The sequence below is a fragment of the Nocardia niwae NBRC 108934 = DSM 45340 genome, assembly GCF_001613465.1.
GTDB lineage: Bacteria > Actinomycetota > Actinomycetes > Mycobacteriales > Mycobacteriaceae > Nocardia > Nocardia niwae.
Window position 1 is genome coordinate 1 of record NZ_BDCK01000051.1, and the last position, 25858, is coordinate 25858.

2 protein-coding genes are annotated in these 25858 nt (G+C 71.8%); both read left to right on the forward strand.

Annotation, left to right across the window (positions count from 1 at the left end; all coding sequences use genetic code 11):
- The first annotated feature begins 37 nt into the window (after nucleotides 1–37).
- Nucleotides 38–9352 (forward strand): type I polyketide synthase, encoded by a 9315-nt coding sequence (locus NNI01S_RS30420; RefSeq protein ID WP_281180706.1) that lies wholly within the window; start codon nucleotides 38–40, stop codon nucleotides 9350–9352.
- 53 nt (nucleotides 9353–9405) lie between these two features.
- Nucleotides 9406–25836 carry a type I polyketide synthase gene (locus NNI01S_RS36225; protein ID WP_063024566.1) on the forward strand — a complete coding sequence of 5477 codons (16431 nt, stop codon included), beginning with the start codon at nucleotides 9406–9408 and terminating at the stop codon, nucleotides 25834–25836.
- Nucleotides 25837–25858 lie beyond the last annotated feature (22 nt).

Sequence of the window (25858 nt, forward strand, 5' to 3'; positions counted from 1 at the left end):
CGCGGCCGCGCTTCCGCAGGAGCGGGCGGCCGAAGCCATCGCCGGATTCCGCGGGCGGCTGTCCATCGCGGCGGTGAACGGACCGTCGGCGATCGTGTTCTCCGGCACGGAGGACGCCATCGCCGAACTCGAGCCCGCGCTCGCCGCCGACGGGGTCAGGACAACCCGGTTGCGGGTCAGCCACGCCTTCCACTCGGCGCTGATGGAGCCCATGCTGCCGGAATTCGAGGCGTTGGCCGCAGAAGTCGCTTACCGCACTTCGCTGCTGCCGGTGATCTCCAACGTGTTCGGGGTCGTCGGCGGCGAGGCGTTCGCCGACTCCCTGTACTGGGCCGGTCACGTGCGCGACACCGTCCGCTACGCCCAGGGCGTCGACACCCTGGTGGACCTGGGCGTCCGGCGATTCCTGGAGCTGGGGCCCGACGCCGTGCTGGCGGCGATGACGCGGCAGTGCCTGCCCGAGGAGATCGGATCCCGGTCAGTGGTCGCGGCGGCCGGACGGCGCGGCGTCGACGAGGTCCGGCATTTCCTGACCTTCCTGGCCCACGCCCACAACAGCGGCATCGAGGTGGACTGGGAGCCCTTGCTCGGGGGCCGGTCCCTCAGGCGTCTTCCCCTGCCTACCTACGCCTTCCAGCGTCGCCGCTATTGGCTGGACCTGGTCCGGCCGGTCGCGGCCGGCGCCATCGACCATCCGATCCTGCTGGATGCGGTCCCGGTCGCCGGCAAGGACGAATGGCTGTTCACCGGGCAGCTGTCGAATGCCCGCCATCCGTGGGTCGCCGACCACGTGGTGTTCGGTACACCGGTGGTTCCGGCGACCACGTACCTCGAACTGATGTCGGCGATCGGCGATCGCCTCGGCGTAGGTTCGGTGGAGGAGATACAGCTGGACATCCCGCTCGCCCTCGGGGAGCGCGCCGTCGACGTGCAGGTGTCGGTGGGTGCGGCCGAAGCAGGCGGACGGCGGCGCTTCACCCTCTACTCCAGGACCGCGGACTCCGACGACGCCCAGGCCTGGGTGCCCCATGCCGGTGGCGTGCTCGCCGCCGACCCCGACCCCGGCCCCGGCGACCGCACCGGCTGGGATCGGGTCTGGCCGCCCGCAGGCGCCGAAGAGCTCGACGAACAGGCGATCTATCGCCGGATCGCGCATCTGGGCATGGATTACGGTCCCGCGTTCCGCGGCATGCGCGCGGCGTGGCGGCGCGGCGACGAGGTGTTCGCCGAGGTAGCGCTGGACGACGCCACCGCCGCACAGGCGTCGGGCTACGGCATCCACCCCGCCTTGTTCGACGCCTGTCTGCACCCCGCGCTCGACTTCGTCATGGACGATCTGCCCGCCGGACGGGTGCCGCTGCCGGTCACCGTCGGTGGGCTGCGGACGATCCGGTCGGGCTCCGGGCCGGTGCGGGTTCGCGCGGTGCTGTCCGGCGGTTACCGGATCCGGATGGATGTGGTGGACGAGACCGGCGCACCGGTACTGAGCGTGGACTCCGTGGTGGTGCATCCGGTCGAGCGGCGCACGGTGGAGCGGGTCAGGTCGAATACGGCGCCGGTGCCGCTGCACGGGATGGACTGGGCGCCGGTACCCACCGGCGACGCCGGGCCGGCGGGATCGATGGCGATGCTCGGCGCGGGCAGCGTGGCGGGAATCGACCTGCGCGTCACCGGCCCGCGCGAACCGGACGACGACGGTTCGGACGCGGCGACGATCGTGTGGGTGGCCGAGACCGCCGACACGGTGGACGCCGACCCGGTTGACGCGGCCCGGCAATGGGTCACGCGGACAGTGGAACTGGCGCGGTCGTGGCTCACCGATACGCGGTACGACGCGGCCCGGCTGGTCGTGGTCACCCGTAACGCGCTCGGGTTGCCGGGTGAATCGCCCGACCCGGCGGCCGCCGCCGTCGCGGGTCTGCTGCGCAGCGTGCAGGCGGAACATCCGGGCCGGATCGTGCTCCTCGATCGGGACGGCGATATCGACGCCGGGACGGTGTCGGCGGTGCTGGCCGCGGGTGAACCGCAGGTCGCGGTGCGCGGCGGCCGGCTGTCGGCGCCCCGGGTGCGCCGGATCGCGGCGGCACGGGAAACGGAGTCGATCTCGTTCGGGACGGGCACGGTTCTGGTGACCGGCGGCACCAGCGGCCTGGGCGCGCTGATCACGCGACATTTGGTGACCCAGTACGGGATTCGGCGGCTGTTGCTGGTCTCCCGACGCGGTCGTGACGCCGCGGGGGTCCCCGAACTCCTCGCGGACCTGTCGGCGCTGGGCGCCCAGGTGGACGTCGAGGCGTGTGACATCGCGGATCGCGACGACCTGACCGCGGTCCTGGCGGCGGTACCCGAGGAGTTCCCGCTGTCCGGCATCGTGCATGCCGCGGGTGTGGTCGACGACGGGACGATCGAGACCCTGACCGCCGCGCAGGTGGACCGCGTGCTGCGCCCGAAGGTGGACGGGACCTGGCTGCTGCACGACGCGACGCGGGACGCGAATGTCTCGGCGTTCGTGGTCTTCTCATCGGTCGCCGGGCTGGCCGGTTCCCCCGGGCAGGGCAACTACGCGGCGGCGAATTCGTTCGCCGACGCGGTGGTCCGGCTGCGCCGTACCTCGGGCCTGCCCGCCGTCTCGGTGGCCTGGGGCCCGTGGAACGCGGGCACCGGGATGACCGCCGACCTCGGTCCGGCGGGGTTGGAGAGGCTGCGGCGCTTGGGTTTCCGTCCGCTCGGCGACACGACGGGGTTGTCGCTGTTCGACGCTTCGCTCACCGCGGGGTCGGCGCTGGTGATCGGCGCGGAATTCGATCGATCGGGACTGGCGGAACAGGCCGAGGCGGGAGCCTTGCCTGCACTGCTGAGTGCGCTGGCCCCCGCATCCGCGCGGCCGGGCCGCACTCGCGGGGAGCCGGCCGGACGGCTGGCCTCGGCCACACCCGCCGACCGCGCCGAAGTGGCCCTGGCCGTCACCCGGGAACAGGCGGCCGCGGTACTCGGGCACGCCACCGCTGAGGCGATCGACCCCGAGACCGCGTTCACCGAGCTGGGCTTCGACTCGCTGGCCGGTGTGGAATTCCGGAACCGGCTCGCCGAGGCCACCGGACTGTCACTGCCCTCGACCCTGGTGTTCGATCATCCGAGCGCCCGTGCGGTGGCGGAGTTCCTCGTGTCCAGGATCGGGGATGCGCCGGCCGCGCGACCACGCCCGGCGCGGGTGACGCCACGGACCCGGGTCGACGAGCCGATCGCCATCGTCGGAATGAGCTGCCGGTATCCCGGCGGCGTGGGTTCGGCGGAGCAGCTGTGGCAGCTTCTGGTCTCGGGTACGGACGCGATCACGCCCTTCCCCACGGACCGCGGCTGGGACCTCGATCGGCTCTACCATCCGGACCCGGACCAACCCGGCACCACCTACGTGCGCGAGGGCGGATTCCTCACCGACGCGGGCGCGTTCGACCCCGCCTTCTTCGGAATCGGCCCCCGTGAGGCGACGGCCATGGACCCGCAGCAGCGGCTGATGCTGGAGGCCGCCTGGGAAGCCCTGGAAGACGCGGGCATCGATCCGACCGCGCTGCGCGGCAGTGACACCGGAGTCTTCGTCGGCGCCACTCCGTCCGGCTATTCCGAGCGGGTGGTCGGTGCGTACGAGGGCTTCCGGATGACCGGCAATTCCGACAGCGTCACCTCGGGACGGGTGGCCTATGTCCTCGGCCTGCAGGGCCCGGCCATGACGGTGGACACGGCGTGCTCGTCCTCCCTGGTGGCGCTGCACCTGGCCTGCCAGGCGCTGCGGAACGGGGAGACGTCGCTGGCGCTGGCCGGCGGAGTCACCGTGTCGGGCAGCCCGGAGCTGTACGTGGACTTCGCGCGGCAGCGGGGGCTGGCCCCCGACGGGCGGTGCAAATCCTTCGCCGCCGCCGCGGACGGCGTCGGTTGGTCGGAAGGGGTCGGCGTGCTGGCCCTGGAACGACTCTCGGACGCCCGGCGGTCGGGCCACGAGGTACTGGCGGTGATCCGGGGTTCGGCGGTGAACCAGGACGGTGCGTCGAACGGCCTGACCGCGCCGAACGGTCCGTCGCAGGAGCGGGTGATCGCGGCGGCGCTGGCAGCGGCGGGCTTGGAACCGGCCGACGTCGACGCGGTGGAGGCACACGGGACTGGAACCCCGCTGGGCGATCCCATCGAAGCGCAGGCCTTGATCGCGACCTACGGCCAGGGCCGGCGGGAACCCGTGCGGATCGGCTCGCTGAAGTCGAATATCGGCCATTCGGTCGCGGCCTCGGGCGTGGGCGGCGTGATCAAGATGGTGCAGGCGCTGCGGCACGAGATGCTGCCGAAGACGCTGCACGTGGATTCCCCTTCGCCGCATGTGGACTGGTCGGCGGGTTCGGTGCGGTTGCTGACCGAGGCGGAGCCCTGGCCAGCCGGGGAGCGGGTACGGCGTGCGGGGGTGTCGTCGTTCGGGATCAGCGGGACGAACGCGCACGTCGTCGTCGAAGAAGCGCCCGCGCGCGACCGGCTGCCCGCCGCGCGCGACCGCGGATCCGAGCCGGACGGCGTGATCGCGTGGGTGGTGTCGGCGAAATCGGAGGCCGGTCTGCGGGCGCAGGCCGATCGGCTGCGCACCTGGGCGGTCGAGCATCCGGACGCCGACGCCGATTCCATCGGACGTTCGCTGGTGCAGACCCGCGCGCAGCTGGAATGGCGCGGCGCCGTCGTCGGCGACGACCGGGAGCAATTGCTGGCCGGCCTCGCCGAATTGGCGGCCGGTCCCGGGCCCGGTGTGATCGAGGGGACGGCCGGCTCGGGCAGGATCGCGTTCCTGTTCACCGGCCAGGGCTCGCAACGAAGGGGCATGGGCGCCGAGCTGTACTCGACCTACCCCGTCTTCGCCCGGGCGCTGGACGAAGTGTGCGCCGAATTCGACCGGTTGCGAAAGAAATCCGGTGCGGCGCAGACGCCTTCGACCGACGATCCGGCGCCGTCGTTGCGGGAGGTGATGTTCGCCGATCCGTCGGGTGTGCTGGATCGGACGGAGTGGACGCAGCCCGCGTTGTTCGCGTTCGAGGTAGCGTTGTTCCGGTTGGTGGAGTCGTTCGGCGTGGTCCCGGACGTGCTGATCGGGCACTCGGTCGGTGAGCTGGTGGCCGCGTACGTGGCGGGGGTGTGGTCGCTGCCGGACGCGTGCGCGTTGGTGGCGGCGCGCGGACGCTTGATGGGTGCGCTGCCGGAGGGCGGAGCCATGCTGGCGGTGTCCGTCTCCGAAACCGATGCGGCGCGACTGCTCACCGGATTCGGCGACCGCGCCTCGATCGCCGCGGTGAACGGACCGGAAGCGGTGGTGCTCTCCGGTGACGACGACGCGATCGGCGAACTGGAACGGACCATCGCGGCGCAGGGGCACAAGACGACGCGGCTGCAGGTGAGCCACGCATTCCACTCCGCGCGGATGGAACCGGCGCTGGCCGGGTTCCGCGCCGTCGCCGCCAAGCTGACCTACCGGCAACCGCTGATGCCGATCGTGTCGAATGTGACCGGGGCGGTGGGGGAGACCTTCACCGACCCGGAGTACTGGGTCGGGCAGATCCGCGCCGCGGTCCGGTTCGCGCCCGGTATCCGGGCGCTGGCCGACACCGGCGTGCGCCGGTTCCTCGAAATTGGTCCGGACGCCGTACTCACGGCCATGACCCGCGGCTGTCTCGGGGACGAGGCCGCGAGCGGCCTGCTGACCGCCGCCGCAACCCGCCGCGCGGGAGCGGAAGCGCGGCACTTCGTGACCTTCCTGGCCCGCGCGCACGTCGCCGGGATGGCGGTGGACTGGCAACCGCTGTGGGAAGGCAGTTCGGCGCGCCGGGTTCCGTTGCCGACGTACGCGTTCGATCATCAGCGGTATTGGCTCGCCGCCACCGAGCACACCCCCGATGTGCGGTCTTCCGGCCTGGACGATGTCGACCATCCGCTGCTCGGCGCCGCCGTCTGGCTGCCGGACTCCCGCGGTGTGGTGGCGACCGGCCGTTTGTCGCTGTCGAGCCATCCGTGGCTGGCCGACCACATGATCGGCGGAACCGTGCTGTTGCCGGGGACGGCTTTCGCCGAGCTGGCGCTGTACCTCGGTGCGATGACCGGCAATCCGCGCCTGGCCGAGCTCGTGGTGACGGCGCCATTGGCGGTCCCGGCCGACGGCTCGGTCGAAGTGCGTGTGCTCGCGGACGGCCCCGACCACACCGGCGCGCGTGCGGTGTCGGTGTATTCGCGTCCACATCGCGCCGGCGCACTGGAACAGGCGGAATGGATCCGGCACGCCACCGGATCTCTTGTCGCGCAGTCGACCTCGCCGGAGACGACCGCGACGATGGAACCCTGGCCGCCGGTAGGGGCGCTGCCGGTGGACGTCAGCGACATGTACACCGAGTTCGCCGCCCGCGGCTACGGGCACGGGCCGCTGTTCCAGGGATTGACCGCACTGTGGCGGCGCGGCGACGAGGTCTTCGCCGAAGTGCGCCTACCCGGACAGGAGAATTCGGCGACCGACCGCTTCGGGCTGCATCCGGCCCTGCTGGATGCCGCGCTGCACGCAATACGGTTCACCGGGCTCACGGGCGAGCCCGCCCCGGACGAGATCTACGTGCCTTACTCGTGGGAGGACGTGGACCTGCACGCCCTGGGCGCGGGCGCGGCGCGGGTGCGGTTGGCCGCGGCCGAGCACCGATCCGGGGACGGGGACAACCAGCCGATCACGGTGACCCTCACCGATGTGAATGGGGAGCAGATCTTCCGGGTCGCGGCGTTGACCATGCGCCCGATCCCGATCGACACGCTGCGGTCCGCCGGCGCCGCGCGCACCGGGCACGACCCGTATCGGCTCCGGTGGGTGCCGCTGCCGACCGGGGAGCGCGACGGACTCGGCGCGGACGAGCACTGGGCGCTTGCCGGCGCCGACGAGATCGTGCGCGTCGACGGAGGTTCCGTCGCGGTGCTCCGGGTCGAGGACACATCGGCGGACAGTGTTGTGCCCGATGTGGTGCGCACCCGGCTGGCCGATACGGCGGAACGGGTCACCGAGCTCCTGACCCGCCACGACCGTGTCGTCGTCGTCACCCGCGGGGCGGTCGCCGTGACACCGGCAGAGCCGGTGGACCTCCCCGGCGCGGCGGTGTGGGGACTGCTGCGCAGCGGGCAGCACGAGAACCCGGGCCGGATTCTCCTCCTCGACGTGGCGGGCTGGGCGGGATACCGCCGTGCCGTCGCGACTCTGCTGGCCATGGCCGACGAAGCCCAGGCGGCCGTGCGTGACGGCGCTGTGTACGTGCCCCGGTTGAGCCGGACGGCGGCCGGCCCGCACGGAAGACCAGCTCCGCGCCCGAATCCCGACGGCACGGTGCTGATCACCGGCGGCACCGGAAGCCTCGGTGGGCTCACCGCCCGGCACCTGGTCGCCGAGCACGGTGTGCGCAGGGTGCTGCTGGCGAGCAGGCGCGGCCCGGACGCGCCGGGCGCCGCGGAATTGGCGGCGGAACTGATCGAACTCGGCGCACACGTGGAGGTGCGGGCGTGCGACGTGAGCGACCGGGCCGCGGTCGACCGGCTGCTGTCGACCGTCCCGCCGCAGCATCCGTTGACCGCCGTCGTGCACACCGCGGGAACACTCGCCGACGGACTGCTGAACGACCTCACCCCGGCGCGGCTCGCCGCCGTCCTGCGGCCCAAGGCCGACGCGGCCTGGCACCTGCACGAAGCCACCGCCGCTCTCGAGTTGTCGATGTTCGTGCTGTTCTCCTCGTTCGCGGGCACGATCGGCAGCCCGGGCCAGGCCAACTACGCGGCGGCGAACGCCTTCCTCGACGCGCTCGCGCAGCACCGGCACCAGCGCGGACTGCCCGCCACCTCGCTCGCGTGGGGACCCTGGCGCGCGGACAGCGGAATGACGAGCACCCTCACCGGCGCCGACATCGCACGGATGCGCCGCGAGGGTCTGATACCGCTCGACGACGCCTCCGGAATGTCGTTGCTGGACAGCGCCATAGCCGCGGGTGAGCCGACCGGTGTCGGCGTGCGTCTGGATCCCGCGGTGCTCAACGCTCTCGCCGCGGCGGGCGCGTTGCCCAGGATGCTGGGTTCCCTGGTCACCGCCGCGCCGCGCCGGGCCGGCGGAGTGCGGTCGTTGGCCCGGCAGCTGGCCGTGACCGCCGAAGCCGAGCGCCACGGCGTGGTGCTCGCCGCGGTGCGCGAGCACATCGCGGCGAGCCTCGGCCACGCCTCCGGTGACGCGGTCGATCCACGAGCTCCGTTCACGGAATTGGGATTCGACTCGCTGGCGGGCATCGAGTTCCGCAATCGCTTGGCCGAGTCCACCGGGCTGACGCTGCCGTCGACACTCGTCTTCGACCATCCCACCGGCGAGGCTCTCGCGGCGTACGTGACTTCCCGGATTCCGGAGATGGCGCCCGCGGACGCGCCCGCCACCGCGGTGGCGGTGCCCGTGGAAACCGGATCCAGGGGCGCGCTCACCGAGCTGGTGCTGGCCGCGCACCGGCGCGGCCGAGTCGACACCGCGATACCGATGCTGCTGGCGGGCGCAGAACTCGTGGACACCTTCACCGATGTGGCAGAACCGGCGCCGATTCCGCTGAGCAGGGCAACCGGACCGGCGACCCTGCTCTGTGTCCCGTCGTTCGTGGTCGGCACCGGGCCGCACCAGTTCGCCCGGCTGGCCAGGGAACTCGGCGCCGACCGGACGATCGCGGCGCTGCGCCTGCCCGGCACGCAGCCCGGGGAGGCGCTGCCCGAATCCTGGGACGTGCTGCTGGAACACCTGGCGGCGGCGGTGCGCAACCGCGGCGACGACCGGCCGGTCGTGCTCCTGGGCTATTCGGCGGGCGGCGCGATCGCGCACGCGCTGGCGCATCGGCTCGAGCGGGACGGGAGCGGCCCGGCCGCGGTGATCCTGCTGGACACGTATTCACCCGACGATCCGGAGCAGAACCGCCGGGTGCTGCTGAGCGCGATCGGCTCGGTCCTCGACCTGGGACACGAGGTCACCGAGGTCGCGGATCATGGTCTGGTCGCCATGGCGAAATACGCGCGGTTGTTCGAGCAACGCCTGCCGTTGCCGATCACCGCGCCGACGTTCGACCTGCGGGCCGCGACACCGCTGCCGGGGCTGGACCTCGCCGAGCCGGTGCCGGCCTGGCTGCACACCGGCGAGACGGTCGAGCTCGACGCCGATCATTTCTCGATCATCGGAGCGGCCACCTCGGCCGTCGCGGCCGAGATACGGCGCTGGCTGGGCGAACTCGGCGAAACGGAGCCGGCGCTCGCGCGTTCGGCGGCAGGCAGTGACGGTGCTCCGCGATGACCGCCGGGCGGGCGTGACACGTGGCATCGAAGAGGCGAGACAGAGGAAATCTCATGGTCGAAGCAGCGAGTGATATCGCTATCGTCGGAATGTCGTGCCGCATGCCGGGCGCGTCCGACCTGGAGAAGTTCTGGCGACTGCTGCGCGAGGGCCGCGATGCCGTCGGGTCCGCGTCCGCCGACCGGCCCGGTGTCGAGGAGACCGCGGGATTCCTGGACTCGGCTACGGAATACGACGCCGGATTCTTCGGGGTCCCCCCGAACGAGGCGAATGCCCTCGACCCGCATCAACTGCTCGGGCTCGAACTCAGCTGGGAAGCTCTGGAGGACGCCGGTCTCGGGCTCGGGGCGAGTGCGCGGGCGGGCGTGTTCCTGGGGTGCACCGGCACCGATTTCGCCGAGATCGTGGCAGCACAGGGCATACCCGGCGTCGGCAGGCACTCGCTGTGGGCCGTCGGACGAGGGGTCACCGCCAACCGGATCTCGAACTACTACGGGTTCACCGGGCCGAGCATGGTCGTCGACAGCGGGCAGTCCTCCTCCTTGGTCGCGGTGCACCTGGCCTGCGAGGCGATCCGCGGCGGCGAGTGCGACGTGGCCGTGGCGGGCGGGTTGAATCTCATCCTGTCCCCGTTGAGCGGCGAACGATACGAACAGTTCGGCGCGCATTCGGCGACGGGGAAGTGCCACACCTTCGACGACCGGGCCGACGGTACGGTCCGCGGTGAGGGCGGCGGCATGATCGTGCTCGAGCCGGTGGAGCGAGCGATCGCCGCGGGACACCGGATCTACGCCGTGATCCGTGGCAGCGCCGTCAACAACGGCAACGAACGGCAGGTGCTGAGCGCGCCCAGCGCCGCTGCCCAGGCCGCCGTCATCCGGGCCGCGCTGACGGCGGCCGGGGTCGACGGCCCCTCGGTGCAGTACGTGGAGTTGCACGGCACGGGCACGCCCGCGGGCGACCCGGTGGAGGCGGCGGCGCTCGGCGAAATCTACGGCGCGGGCCGTCCGGCCGGGCAGCCGCTGGCCGTGGGTTCGGTCAAGACCAATATCGGGCATCTCGAAGGCGCCGCGGGAATCGCGGGGTTGATCAAGACCGCACTGTGCCTACGGCACCGGCAGCTGGCGCCCAGCTTGAACTTCCGCAACCCCAATCCCCGGATCCCACTGGACGAGCTGGGGTTGCGGGTGCAGACCAGCACGCAGCCATGGACGAGCGACGCGCTGCGCCGTGCCGGTGTGTCGTCGTTCGGGATGGGGGGAACGAACGCGCACGTGATCCTCGAGGAAGCGCCCGCGGCGACGGCCGTGGCGGCCGCCGCCGAGCCACGGCCCGCGGTATGGGTCCTGTCGGCACGGACCCGGGAAGCGTTGCGGCAGCAGGCAGTTCGTCTGCGGGAGTGGCTGACGGAGAACCCGGGGGCCGATATCGCCGAGGTGGCGTACTCGCTCGCCCACACCCGGACGCCGCTGGAGTGGCGGGCGGCGGTGGTGGGGTCCGGCGCCGAGCGGATGAGTGCCGGGCTCGCCACCCTTGCCGAGCAGGCGCCCGATCCGGGCGTCGGCGATCCCACGATGGTGTCCGGCCGCGCCGCGTCGCGCCGGGTGGTGTTCGTGTTCCCGGGGCAGGGCAGCCAATGGGTGGGCATGGGCGCCGGACTGCTGGCGTCCGATCAGATCTTCGCGGCGTCGATCGCGGAATGCGAGGCGGCGCTGGCTCCGTTCGTGGACTGGTCGTTGACCGAGGTGCTGCGCGGGACGCCGGGAGCGGGCTCGCTGGATCGCGTGGACGTGGTGCAGCCGGTGCTGTTCGCGATGCTGGTGTCGCTGGCGCGGCGGTGGCAGGCCGCCGGTGTGCGCCCGTCCGCCGTGGTGGGACACTCGCAGGGCGAGATCGCGGCGGCGGTGGTGGCCGGTGGCTTGTCGCTGGAGGACGGGGCGCGCGTGGTGGCCCTGCGCTCGCGCGCGGTCGCGGAACTGCTGGCGGGCTCGGGCGGTATGGCGTCGATCGGTTTGCCGGGCGACGCGGTCGCGGAACGGTTGGCCGCCTTCGGCGGCCGGTTGTCGGTGGCTGCGGTGAACGCTCCGGGCCAGACCGTGGTGTCCGGCGCGGCCGACGCCATCGAGCAGTTCCTCGCCGAGTGCGCGGCCGAGGGGGTCTGGGCGAAACGCATTCCGGTTGACTACGCGTCGCATTCGGCGGCGGTGGAACGCCTTCGCGATCGGGTCCTGGCCGACCTGGCGCCGATCCAGCCGAAAACGGGTGCTGTTCCGTTCTTCTCGACGGTGACGGCCGAGTTCGTGGACACGGCCGGGCTGGACGCGGCGTACTGGTATCGCGGGTTGCGCGAGCAGGTGCGCTTCGCCGAGTCGATCGAGGCGCTGCTGCGCGCGGAGATGACGGCGTTCGTGGAGACGAGCCCGCATCCGGTGGTTGCCTCGGCGATCGAACTGGTGGCCGAGGCGCTGGGCGCGGCCGATCGGGTGGCGGTGTGCGGCACACTGCGGCGCGGTCACGGGGGACCCGAGGAGTTCGCTGCCGCGTCGGCCCGGGCCTACTGCGCGGGCATCGACGCGGTGGCGGCGGAACTGGCTCCGCTCGCCGCGCGAGTCGACCTGCCGGTCTACGCGTTTCAGCGCCGCCGGTGCTGGACACCGGAGGTCGGCGCGGGTGCCGCGGATCTGCGCCGCGCGGGGCTGCTCGCGCCGGACCATCCGATGCTGAGTGCGGCGGTGCCGGTGGCCGAGCGCGACGAATGGCTGTTCACCGGGCTCCTGGCCCCGGACAGCCAGCGATGGCTGGCGGATCACCTCGTCTTCGGCGCTCCCACGGTGCCCGCGGCGGTGTGGCTCGAGGCCGCATGGAGCGTCGGCGCTCGGGTGGGCGCTGCGCGGATCGAGGAATTGCGGAGCGAGGCGCCGCTCCCGGCGGACCTGCCGTGGGCGATCCAGGTGCGCGTCGCGGCCGCCGACGAGAGCGGGCGGCGGTCCTTCACCGTCCACGCCCGGCCCGCCACCGACGCCGCCGCTGCGAAGTGGTCCCGGTGCGCGCAGGGCGTGCTGGCCGCGGACCACGACGAGACCTCCGCCCGGCCGGGCGTCGAATGGCCCCCGACCGGGTTCGAGCCCGTGACCGCCGAAGGGCTGTACGACCGGCTGACCGGCCGTGGGCTCGGCTACGGCGTGGCGTTCCAGGGAGTCACGGCGTCCTGGCGACGCGGTCGCGAGGCGTTCGCCGAAGTGTCGCTGGACGAGTCGGTGGGCGATCCGGGCCGGTTCGGCATCCATCCCGCGCTGCTCGATGCCATGACGCACGCCGCGACGGATCTGCTCGCCGACGACGCCGGCACGCCGATGCCGTCCTCCGTCACCGGCGCTCGGCTGTATCGCACCGGGGTCGCCGCGGCCCGGGTGCGGATCGAGCTGATCGGTGCGGACACCGTACGCGTGACAGCCGTATCCGAGGACGGTGAGCCCGTCCTGGAACTCGGCTCGCTGGGGATGCGCATGGTGGACCGGGTGGGGGAGTCCACGGCGCCCGCGCCCGCTCCGGCGCGCAGGAGGCGTGCCACCGTGGAAGGCCCGCTGGCGCCGCGACTGCGCGCCGCGCCCGAGCCGGAACGCGATGCGCTGGTGTGGCGGGTCGTCGCCGAGCAGACCGCCGCGATACTCGGCTACGAGTCACCCGAAGCCGTTCCCGCCGACTTGCCGTTCACGGCCTTCGGATTCGACTCGCTGAGCGGAGTCCAGCTGCGCGACCGGCTGGCCGCCGCCACCGGACTGGCACTGCCCGCGACGCTGATGTTCGATCACCCGACACCCACCGCGGTGGCGCGGCTGGTGCGCGCGCGCCTCGAAGGCGTGGATCCCGCCGCGCCGCGCGCCGCGCGCCGCACCCGATCGGACGAGCCGATCGCCATCGTCGGCATCGGCTGCCGCTTCCCCGGCGGTGTCGGATCGGCCGAGGATCTGTGGCATCTCGTCGCGTCCGGAACCGACGCGATCACGCCGTTCCCCGAAGACCGTGGCTGGGACCTGGAGCGGCTGTTCCATCCCGATCCGGCTCAGCCGGGCACGGTCTATATCCGGGAAGGCGGATTCCTTTCCGCAGCAGCGGATTTCGATCCCGGGTTCTTCGGCATCGGCCCGCGCGAGGCGGCGGCGATGGACCCGCAGCAGCGGCTGATGCTGGAGGTCGCCTGGGAAGCTCTGGAGGACGCGGGCATGGATCCCGCCGCGCTGCGCGGTACGGACACCGGCGTGTACGTCGGCGCCTGCGCCTCGGGTTACGCGGAGGGCGTGACCGGGGAGTACGAAGGTTTCCGGCTGACCGGGACCTCGCACAGCGTGATCTCCGGCCGCGTGGCCTACGCCTTCGGCCTGGAAGGTCCCGCCGTCACGGTCGACACCGCGTGCTCCTCGTCGCTGGTCTCGCTGCATCTGGCGTGTCAGGCGCTGCGACAGGGCGAGACCTCCCTCGCGCTGGCCGGTGGCGTGAGCATCTCGGCGAGTCCGGCGCTGTTCGTCGACTTCGCGCGCCAGCGAGGGCTGGCGGCGGACGCGCGGTGCAAGCCGTTCTCCGCCGCGGCCGACGGCGTCACCTGGTCCGAGGGCGTCGGCGTGCTCGTGGTCGAGCGCCTCGCCGACGCCCGCCGCCTCGGGCACCGGGTCCTGGCGGTCGTGCGCGGTAGCGCGATCAACCAGGACGGTGCGAGCAACGGCCTGACCGCGCCGAACGGTCCGTCGCAGGAGCGGGTGATCGCCGCGGCGCTGGCCGACGCGGGGCTGACCCCGGCCGAGGTGGACGCGGTGGAGGCGCACGGAACCGGCACCGCCCTAGGGGATCCGATCGAGGCGCAGGCGCTCATCGCGGCCTACGGCGCCGAGCGGGCGCAACCGCTGCGCATCGGATCGGTGAAATCGAACATCGGCCATGCCGTCGCGGCCGCGGGCGTCGGCGGTGTGATCAAGATGGTGCAGGCGTTGCGGCACGAAATGCTGCCGAAGACACTGCATCTCGATGCGCCGAGCCCGCATGTGGACTGGTCGGCGCGGTCCGTGCGGCTGCTGAGCGAGCCGGAGCCCTGGCCGGCCGGCGACCGGGTGCGTCGGGCCGGGGTGTCGTCGTTCGGGATGAGCGGGACCAACGCGCACCTGATCCTGGAGGAGGCGCCGCCGTCGGTGGTTCCGGCCGGAAGCGCCGGTGTCTCGGACGATTGCGGTGATCGGAGCGTCCGGACGTGGACCGTGACGGCACGCACCCAGGAGGCGCTGCGCGCGCAGGCACTTCGGCTCACCGAATGGCTGACGGAGTGCGACGACGTGCACGCGGACGATGTGGCGCACACCCTGCTGCGGCATCGCGCGCAGCTGGAGTTCCGCGCCGCGGTCGTCGGGCGCGACCTCGATGATCTGCGGTCGGGGCTCGCGAGCCTGGCCGCATCCGCGAGCGCCGACGGCGACGCCGTGGTGACCGGCCGGGCCGCAGCGCGCAGGGTGGCGTTCGTTTTCCCAGGACAAGGTAGTCAGTGGCCCGCGATGGGCGCCGAACTGCTCGCCACACACGAGGTCTTCGCGGAGTCGATCGCGGAATGCGAGGCGGCGCTGGCGCCGTTCGTGGACTGGTCGCTGACCGCGGTGCTGCGCGGAGAGCCGGGCGCGGCATCGTTGGACCGGGTGGACGTGGTGCAGCCCGCGCTTTTCGCGGTGCTGGTGTCGCTGGCGCGAGTGTGGCGGACGAGCGGGGTGGAACCCGCCGCGGTCGTGGGACATTCGCAGGGGGAGATCGCGGCGGCCGTGGTCGCGGGCGGGCTTTCGCTCGCCGACGGTGCGCGTGTGGTTGCCGTGCGGTCCCGGATCGTGGCCGAGGAACTGGCGGGAGCCGGCGGCATGGCGTCGGTCGGTCTGGCGGCGGACGCGGTTGCGGACCGGTTGACCGGGTTCGGGAACCGTTTGTCCGTGGCGGCGGTGAACGGCCCGGCGCAGACCGTGGTCTCGGGTGAGACCACGGCCGTGGACGAATTCCTGGCGGCCTGCGCGGCCGACAGCGTGTGGGCGAGACGGATTCCGGTGGACTACGCGTCGCATTCGGCCGCGGTGGAGTCCATCCGCGAACGGATCCTGGCGGAGCTGGCCGAGGTCGCGCCGCAATCCGGTTCCGTGCCGTTCTTCTCGACGGTGACCGCGGACTATGTCGACACGGCGCTGCTGGACGCCGCCTACTGGTATCGCGGCCTGCGCGAGCCCGTCCGGTTCGCCGAGTCGGTCGAAGCGCTGCAGCGAGCGGGGGTGAACGCTTTCATCGAGGTCAGCCCGCACCCGGTCCTCACGGTCGGGATCGAGTTGACGGCGGACGCCATGGGCGCGTCCGATCGGGTGGCCGTCCTGGGCACCTTGAAACGCGAACATGGCGGGCCGCGGCAGCTCGCGCTCGCGCTGGCCCGCGCCCACTGCGCCGGTATCGAACTGGCGGGGCACGTGTCGGCGCCCGTCGCCACCCGGGTGGACCTGCCGAGGTACGCGTTCGAGCACCGGCGGCACTGGCTGGCGCCGGGCGGTGCGCCGGATCTGCGGCAGTCGGGCCTGGACGAGGCGGCGCATCCCTTGCTGGCGGCGATGGTGCGGCTGCCGGACAGCGACGAGGCGGTGTTCACCGGCAGGCTGTCGCGTTCGGCGTATCCGTGGCTGTCCGATCACGCGGTCGCGGGCGTGGCCGTGCTGCCCGGCGCCGCCTTCGTGGAGCTCGTCCTGCATGTCGGCGCGGTGGTCGAATGCGCGCTGTTGTCCGAACTGGCGCTCGAGGCGCCCCTGATGGTCCCGTCGACGGGAGCGGTCGAACTGCGAGTGGTGGCCGCCGCTCCGGACGAGAAGGGCACCCGCTCGGTGTCGGTGTATTCGCGGTCGGACGGGACGTCTCACGCCGCGCGCGGGGCGGCCGACGAGAGCGCGGGCGCACCGCAGTGGGTCCGCCACGTCTCCGCCACCATTACCTCCGCCCCCATTACCGCGGAAGCGGACGCCGTGGGCCCGGCTGTGGCCGCCGCGCTACCGGCCGGTGTGCCCGCCATCGATCTCGCCGGTGCCTACGCGGATCTGGCCGAACGCGGCTACGACTACGGTCCGGTGTTCCAAGGGCTGACCGCACTGTGGCGCGGTGACGGCGAAGTCTTCGCCGAAGTGACACTGCCGGAGTCCGCCCGCGCCGGGGCCGCCGGATTCGGGGTGCATCCGGCTCTGCTGGACGCGGCGCTGCATTCGATCCTGCTGGGCGGGCTCGTATCCGACGTGCCGGAAGGGACGGTCGCGGTCCCGTTCTCGTGGGAGAACGTCAAGTTGTCCGCGACGGGAGCGACCACAGTGCGGGTCCACGCGGCCGTAGTCGGCGTCACGGCCGCAGCCGAGCGGATCGCGGTCACGCTCACCGACGCATCGGGTCTGCCGGTTGCCGAAGTGGGCGCGTTGACCATGCGCCCGATCCCGGTCGCGGCACTCGGACGGTCCCGGCCGCGCAGCGAGGGACTCGGCTACCGGGTGGAGTGGATCGCCTTGCCCGAGCCCGGCACGATCGCGGACACCGGAGTCTGGAGCGACGCCGAGGAGAGCGAGACCGTCCATCTCGCGGGCCGGGCGGCGACGGTGATCCGGCTGGACGAGACCGGGGACCGCGACGTGCCGGAATCGGTGCGAGATGTGGTGACCGCGGCGACCACCCGGCTCCAGCGGCTGCTGGATCGGGAAGACACCATCGTCGTGGTCACCCGCCGGGCCGTGGCGGCGCACCCCGGCGAGCCGGTCGATCCGGCCGCGGGAGCGGCGTGGGGCTTGCTGCGCACCGTTCAGCGCGAGCATCCGGATCGGATCCTCCTGGTCGACGTCGACGACTGGGCCGGTTACCGGCACGATGTCGCCCTCGCGATCACCACGAGCTCCGAACCGCAGTTCGCCGTTCGCCGTGGCATCCCGCACGTCGCGCGCCTGCACCGGGCCGCGGGCGAGGTCGGGAACGCGAGTGTGGCGACGCGGGAGCAGGCGTGGGCGCTGATCCACCACGGCAAGGGCACCTTGTCCGGCGACAACCTGACGTTGCTGGAGACGCCGGAGGCATTGCGGCCGCTCGGCCCCGGCGAGGTCCGGGTGGCGGTGCGGGCGGTCGGTCTCAACTTCCGCGACGCGCTCATCGCGTTGGGAATGTACCCCGACCCGGACGCTGTGCTGGGTGTGGAAGGTGCGGGTGTGGTGGTCGAGGTCGGCGCAGGGGTGACGGAACTCGCCGTCGGTGAACGGGTTTTCGGGTTCTTGACGGGTGTGGGGTCGCTCGCGGTGACTGATTCCCGGTTGCTGGTACCGATTCCCGCGGGGTGGTCGTTCGCGGAGGCGGCGGCGGTGCCCGCGGTGTTCGCGACGGCGTTCTACGGGTTGGTAGACGTGGCCGGGACGCAGGCCGGGGAGACGGTGTTGGTGCATGCCGCGACTGGTGGGGTGGGCATGGCCGCGGTGCAGGTGGGGCGGTGGTTGGGTGCGCGGTTGCTGGTGACGGCGAGCCGGCCGAAGTGGGATGTGTTGCGAGGGTCGGGTTTCGGCGATGAGGAGATCGGTGATTCGCGATCGCTCGATTTCGAGGAGAAGTTCGGCGCGCTGACCGGTGGGCGTGGTGTCGATGTGGTGCTGGATTCGTTGGCGGACGAGTTCGTCGACGCGTCGTTGCGGTTGTTGGCGCCCGGTGGCCGCTTCGTGGAGATGGGTTTGCTGGATCGCCGTGACCCCGAGCGAGTAGCCGCCGAACACCCCGGAGTGCGGTACGAGAGTTTCGTCCTGCTGGACGTGGCGCCGGAACGGCTGCGGGAGATCCTGACCACGGTCGTGGAGCTGTTCGAGACCGGAACCTTGAAGTCGTCCCCGCTGACCGCATGGGATCTGCGGCAGGCGCCGGAGGCGTTGCGATTCATGAGTCAGGCTCGGCATATCGGCAAGAACGTGTTGACCGTGCCGAGGTCGTTGCGGGCTGAGGGCACGGTGTTGATCACCGGTGGTACGGGTGGTCTGGGTGCGTTGGCTGCGCGGCATCTGGTCACCGAGTACGGGGTGCGCAGATTGGTCCTGGCCAGCAGACGCGGCCCGGACACGCCCGGTGCGGCCGAACTGCGTGAGGAACTCGTGGCCGCCGGTGCGCACGTGGAGGTCGTCGCCTGTGACGCGGCGGACCGGGACGCCCTCGCGGCGACGCTCGCGGCGATCCCGTCCGAGCATCCCCTGACCGGCGTAGTCCACGCCGCGGGTGTGCTGGCTGACGGTCTGTTCACCGACCTGACGGCGGAGCGGATCGCGGAAGTGTTGCGGCCGAAGGTGGACGCGGCGTGGAACCTGCACGCGGCGACGCGTGATGCGGATCTGTCCATGTTCGTGTTGTATTCGTCGATCGCGGGTGTGATCGGCAATGCGGGACAAGCGAATTACGCTGCGGCGAACATGTTCCTGGACGCGCTGGCCCAGCACCGGCATGTGCGCGGTCTGCCCGCGACCTCGATCGCGTGGGGGTTGTGGGATCGCAGCACCGGCATGACGAGCGCGCTCGGCGATGCCGACATCGCCCGGTTGCGGCGGGAGGGTTTCCCGCCGTTGGGCGAGCGAGAGGGCATGGCCCTGTTCGACGCCGCGCTCGCGAGTGGCGCGTCCGGGTTCGTGGCCGTCCGCGTCGACCGCGACGCCCTGGCGGAGACGAAACCACGCGCGCTGACCGGTGATCTGGCGCGGCCGTCCCGCCGCCGGGTCGCCGATGACGTGGCGCAACGTCCGGAATTGGCCGCGCGGCTGGCGGGTCATTCCGCCGCGGAGCAGGACCGCGTCGTGCTCGACCTCATCCGCGCCCAGGCCGCTGCGGTGCTGGGGCATACCGGCGCGGAGTCGATCCCGGCGGATACACCGTTCCGCGAGATCGGATTCGACTCACTCGGTGTCATGGAATTCCGCAACAGGCTGTCCGAAGCGACCGGCCTCCAGTTGCCGTCGACGCTGGTCTTCGATCACCCGACCGCGACCGCGATGGCGAAACTGGTGCGGTCCCTGGCTATGCCCGACGGCGCCTCCGAACCCGCCGAGCAGGCGCCCCGGCGCAACCGACCGGTCGACGAACCGATCGCCATCGTGGGCATGAGCTGCCGCTTCCCCGGCGGAGTCACCTCACCGGAGAGCCTCTGGGAACTGCTGGCCGCCGGCACGGACGCCAGCGGAGACTTCCCCGCCGACCGCGGCTGGGATCTGGCGCGACTGTTCGACGCGGATCCCGACAAACCGGGTACCTCCTACACCCGGCGCGGGGGATTCCTGTCCGGCGCGGGAGATTTCGATGCCGCTTTCTTCGGCATCGGTCCCCGGGAGGCGTCCGCCATGGATCCCCAGCAGCGCCTGCTGCTGGAAGCGACCTGGGAGGCGCTGGAGGACGCCGGTATCGACCCGGCCGCGTTGCGCGGCAGCGATACCGGGGTGTTCGCCGGAGCGTGCTCATCCGGTTACGGTGACCGGATCACCGGAGACCTGGAGGGCTACCGTCTCACCGGCACCACCCACAGCGTGATCTCCGGCCGGGTCGCCTACGTCTTCGGTTTCGAAGGTCCCGCCGTCACCGTGGACACCGCGTGCTCGTCGTCGCTGGTCGCCTTGCATCAGGCCACCCGGGCGCTGCGCAACGGAGAGACTTCGCTGGCGCTGGCGAGCGGCGTGACGGTCGCGGCGGATCCGTATCTGTACGTCGACTTCGCGCGCCAGCGCGGCCTGGCGCCCGACGGACGTTGCAAATCGTTCTCCGCGGACGCCGACGGCGTCGGTTTCGCCGAGGGCGTCGGGGTGCTCGTGCTCGAACGGTTGTCCGATGCCCAGCGGCTCGGGCACCCTGTTCTCGCTCTGGTTCGCGGCAGCGCGGTCAACCAGGACGGTGCGAGCAATGGCCTGACCGCGCCGAACGGTCCGTCCCAGGAGCGGGTGATCGCCGCGGCGCTGGCCGACGCGGGGCTCACACCCGCGGACGTGGACGCGGTGGAGGCGCACGGAACCGGCACGACGCTGGGCGATCCGATCGAGGCCACTGCCCTCGTCAACGCCTACGGGCGCGACCGCGCCGGTCGCCCGCTGTTCATCGGGTCGGTCAAATCCAATCTCGGCCACACCATCGCCGCCGCGGGTGTCGGTGGCGTGATCAAGATGGTGCAGGCGCTGCGGCACGAGACCCTGCCGAAGACACTGCACGCGGACGAGCCGAGCCCGCACGTGGACTGGTCGGCGGGTGACGTGCGGTTGCTGACCGAGCCGCAGCCGTGGCCGTCCGGTGACCGGGTGCGTCGAGCGGGCGTCTCGTCGTTCGGTGTCAGCGGCACCAACGCGCACGCCATCCTGGAAGAGGCGCCCGCACCGGCGCCGGTCGTGCCCGCTGCCGGGCCTCCCCTCGAGACGGCCGTGCCCTGGCTGGTGTCGGCCGACTCCGAGTCGGGGCTGCGAGCGCAGGCCGAGCGGCTGCGGCAGTGGTCGATCCACCATCCCGACGCCGCCCTGTGGGACACCGCGCATGCGCTGATAACCTCCCGCGCACAGCTGCCGTGGCGTGGCGCCGTCGTCGGCCGGGGCCGGGACGAACTGCTCGCCGGGCTGGCGGAATTGGCCGCCGGTACCCCGGGCGCGATCGCGGCGAAGGCGAACACGACCGGCCGCACCGCGTTCCTGTTCACCGGTCAGGGCGCGCAGCGCGCCGGGATGGGCGCCGGTCTGTACGCGGCGTTCGGTGTGTTCGCCACGGCCTTCGACGAACTGTGCGCCCACATCGATCCGATGCTCGGCCGGTCGCTGCGGGAGTTGGTCTTCGATCCGGACGGCGCCGGGCTGCTGGATCGGACCGAGTTCACCCAGCCCGCCTTGTTCGCGTTCGAGGTGGCGCTGTTCCGGCTGCTGGAATCGTTCGGCGTCGTTCCGGACGTGCTCATCGGACATTCGATCGGCGAACTGACCGCCGCCTACCTCGCCGGAGTGTGGTCGCTGCCGGACGCGTGCGCGCTGGTGGTGGCGCGCGGGCGGTTGATGGGCGCACTGCCCGGCGACGGCGCGATGCTGGCCGCGGCGATGCCCGAGGACAGGGCGGTGGACGTGCTCGGCGAGTTCGCGAGCCCGGTCTCGATCGCGGCGGTGAACGGGCCGGGATCGGTGGTGTTCTCCGGGGCGGCCACCGCGATCGGCGCGATCGCCGATCGGCTGGCCGCGGCGAATGTGCGGGCCTCGCGGCTGCGGGTGAGTCACGCGTTCCATTCGGCGGCGATGGATCCGATGCTCGGCGAATTCCGGCGAGTAGCAGAAGGTTTGACATACCATCGGCCTTCCGTCCCGATCGTGTCGAATGTGTCGGGCGCTCTGGTCGACGCCGAAGTGACCGATCCGGACTACTGGGTGGCCCAGATACGCGGGTGTGTCCGGTTCGCGCCCGGCATCGCGACCCTGATCGACGACGGCGTCCGGCGGTTCCTCGAGGTCGGCCCGGATGCCGTGCTGGCGGCGATGGTCCGGCAGTGTCTGGCCGAAATGCCCGCGGCGGAAGCGGAGTCGATCGTGGTCGCGGCCGCTCGGCGCTCGACCGACGAGCCGGACCGGTTCGTGATCGCGCTGGCGGAGTCCGCCGCCGGAGGTGTGCCGGTGAACTGGACGCCGTTGTTCACGGGCCGTGCGATCACGCGGGTAGCGTTGCCCACGTACGCCTTCGAGCGGCAGCGGTACTGGTTGCCGCCGGTCCGGGTGGCGGACGTCGCGCACTCGGGTCTGGACGACGCGGGTCATCCACTGCTGGGTGCTCTGGTGCGGTTGCCGGACTCGCCGGATGTCGTGTTCACCGGGCGATTGTCCGCAGCGGATCATCCGTGGCTGGCCGATCACGCGGTCGGCGGGGCGGTCGTGTTCCCCGGCGCCGCTTTCGTCGAACTCGTCCTGCACGTCGGCACGGTCCTGGCCTGCCCGGCGGTGTCCGAGCTGGTGATCGAGGCGCCCCTGCCGGTGCCCGCCGCCGGTGCGATCGAGTTGCGGGTGGTCGCCGGTGGCCCGGACGAATCCGGTGCGCGGGCGGTCACGGTGTATTCGCGGTCGCGCGCCGGTGCGGAGCCCGATGCCGACGCTCCGTGGACGCGTCACGCGACCGCGACGGTGACCGCGCAGGCGGATGGCCCGTCGGCCGCCACGGCGGGGGCGAGCCGGCCGCCGTCCGGTGCGACCGCGCTTGATCTCGCCGGCGCCTATGCGGATCTGGACGAACTCGGCTATGCGTACGGCCCGGCTTTCCGTGGGCTGACCGCGCTGTGGCGCGGCGACGGCGAAGTCTTCGCCGAGGTCGTGCTGCCCGAGTCCGCGCGCAGCCAGGCCGGCGGGTACGGCCTGCATCCGGCGCTGCTGGACGCGGCGCTGCACTCGGTTCTGGTCGGTGGGCTGGCGCCCGAGCCGGTGGCCGGTGCGGTGACTGTGCCGTACTCCTGGGAAGACGTCGGATTGCATGCCGCCGGAGCCACCACGGTGCGGGTTCATGCCGCCGTGTCCGGCTCGGCGGCGGGAGAAACCCGGATCGCGGTGACCCTCACCGACACCTCGGGACGGCTGGTGGCCGAAATCGGTGCGCTGAGCCTGCGCAGTCTCGCGACCGGCGCGTTCACCTCGGTGCGGCACCGCGCAGTCGGCTACGAACTCGACTGGACAGCTCTGCCTGTGGCAGAACCGAGCGCCACCGGAGTCTGGGGCGTCGCCGGTGACCTCGAGACCGTGCACCTCGCGGGCCGGGACATCACGGTGGCCCGGGTCGAAACCGACGTCGACGGGGGAGAGCTGCCCGCGACCGTGCGCGCGGTGGTGACCGAGACGGCGTCGCGCCTGCGGGAATTGCTGGCGCGGGAAGGCCGCGTTGCCGTAGTGACCCGGCGGGCGGTGGCCGTCCACGCCGGAGAGTCCGTGGATCCGGCGGCGGCCGCCGCGTGGGGGTTGCTGCGCACCGCTCAGAGCGAACACCCGGACCGGCTCGCCCTCGTCGACGTCGACGAGTGGGATCGCCTGCGGCACAGTGTCGTATCGGCGCTGGCGCTGGAGGCCGAACCGCAACTCGCCGTCCGCGGCGGAGTCCCGCACGCACCGCGACTGCACCGGGCCGGGCACGCCGGCCTGCGCGGCGCGGAGCTACTGCGCGCCGCCGGACCCGCCGACCATCGGGAATGGGAACTCGCGCCGATCGGGAAAGGCACGCTCGGTGCGGACAACTTCGGTCTGCGTGAACTCCGGGACGCCCGGGCGCCGCTGGCTCCGGGGCAGATTCGGGTGCGCACGATGGCGGTCGGCCTGAACTTCCGGGATGTGCTGGTCGCGCTCGGCACTTACCCCGACCCGGATGCTGTGCTGGGTGTGGAGGGCGCGGGTGTGGTGGTCGAGGTGGGGGCCGGTGTGTCCGAAGTCGTGCCCGGTGACCGGGTTTTCGGGTTCTTGACGGGTGTGGGGTCGTTGGTGGTGGTTGATTGCCGGTTGGTGGTGCGAATGCCTGCGGGCTGGTCGTTCGCGGAGGCGGCGGCGGTGCCCGCGGTGTTCGCGACGGCGTTCTACGGGTTGGTGGATGTGGCCGGGACGCAGGCCGGGGAGACGGTGTTGGTGCATGCCGCGACTGGTGGGGTGGGCATGGCCGCGGTGCAGGTGGGGCGGTGGTTGGGTGCGCGGTTGCTGGTGACGGCGAGTCGGCCGAAGTGGGATGTGTTGCGAGGGTTGGGTTTCGGCGATGAGGAGATCGGTGATTCGCGGTCGTTGGAGTTCGAGGGGAAGTTCGGCGCGCTGACCGGTGGGCGTGGTGTCGATGTGGTGCTGGATTCGTTGGCGGGTGAGTTCGTGGACGCGTCGTTGCGGTTGCTCCGGCCGGGAGGCCGGTTCGTCGAAATGGGCATGCTGGATCGGCGTGATCCAGCCCAGGTCGCCACCGAACACCCCGGAGTCGCCTACAGCGGGTTCATGCTCATGGACGTGGACCCCGACCGGCTGCATGAGATCTTGGTCCGCGTAGTCGACCTCTTCGAGGCGGGTGTGCTCACCGCGTCTCCACTGACCGCATGGGACGTGCGGAAACTTCCCGAGGCGTTGCGATTCATGAGTCAGGCTCGGCATATCGGCAAGAACGTGTTGACCGTGCCGAGGTCGTTGCGGGCTGAGGGCACGGTGTTGATCACCGGTGGTACGGGTGGTCTGGGTGCGTTGGCTGCGCGGCATCTGGTCACCGAGTACGGGGTGCGCAGATTGGTCCTGGCCAGCAGACGCGGCCCGGGCACGCCCGGTGCCACGGAGTTGCGCGACGAACTCGTCGGCCTCGGCGCGCAGGTGGACGTGGTCGCCTGTGACGCCGCGGACCGGGATTCGCTGGACGCGGTACTGGCGGCGATCCCACCGGAGCATCCGTTGACCGGCGTCGTGCACGCGGCAGGGGTACTGGCCGACGCGCTCCTGGAGAACATGACGGCGGAGCAGGTCGCGGAAGTGTTGCGGCCGAAGGTGGACGCGGCGTGGAACCTGCATGCGGCGACGCGTGATGCGGATCTGTCGATGTTCGTGTTGTATTCGTCGATCGCGGGTGTGATCGGCAATGCGGGACAAGCGAATTACGCTGCGGCGAACATGTTCCTGGACGCGCTGGCCCAGCACCGGCGCGTGCACGGTCTGCCCGCGACCTCGATCGCCTGGGGCCCGTGGCAGGCGGACACCGGTATGACTCGGGCGCTCGGTGACGCCGACTTCGCCCGGTTGCGGCGGGAGGGTTTCCCGCCGTTGAGCGAGCAAGAGGGCATGGCCCTGTTCGATGCCGCCCTGTCCGACAGTCGTGCGGCGTTCGTCGCGGCCCGGGTCGCGCTCTCGGAGATCGCCGAGCACGATCCGCGTCCGATCATGCGCGACCTGCTGGGACCCAGCCGGCGCCGAGCCGAGAACGCGGGGGCCGGCACATCCGAGCCGGTGCACCGCCTGGCGGGCTTGCCGACCGCCGAGCAGGACCGCGTCGTCCTCGATCTGGTACGCGCCGAGGCGGCGGCGGTGCTCGGAAGTGACATCGAGTCCATCGCCGCGGACAAACCCTTCACCGACATCGGATTCGACTCGCTCGGTGTCATGGAATTCCGCAACCGGTTGAAATCGGCCGCGGGCGTCCCGGTGCCCTCGACCGCGATGTTCGACTACCCGAGTCCGCGGGAACTGGCCGGCTATCTGCGTCAGGTGATCGCTCCGGTGGAGGATCCCGCGAAACGGATCGCGGCGGACGTGGAAGCGCTGGGCCGCAGCGTCGCCTCCACGGAACTGTCGGCCGCCGACCGGTCGTCGCTGGCGACCACATTGTCCGCCCTGCTGCGTGAACTCGAAGGCAGGGACGCCGGTGCGGTCGATCCGAGCGGCGACGCCGACCATCTCGACACCGCGGACGATCACGAACTCTTCGAGTTCATCGACAACCTCAGCTGAACTGCACGATCAGGAGCCCCAC

What these genes read in the sequence shown, in the direction of transcription:
- NNI01S_RS36225 (WP_063024566.1), top strand. Translation starts at nt 9,406, where the DNA reads ATGGTCGAAGCAGCGAGTGATATCGCTATCGTCGGAATGTCGTGCCGC.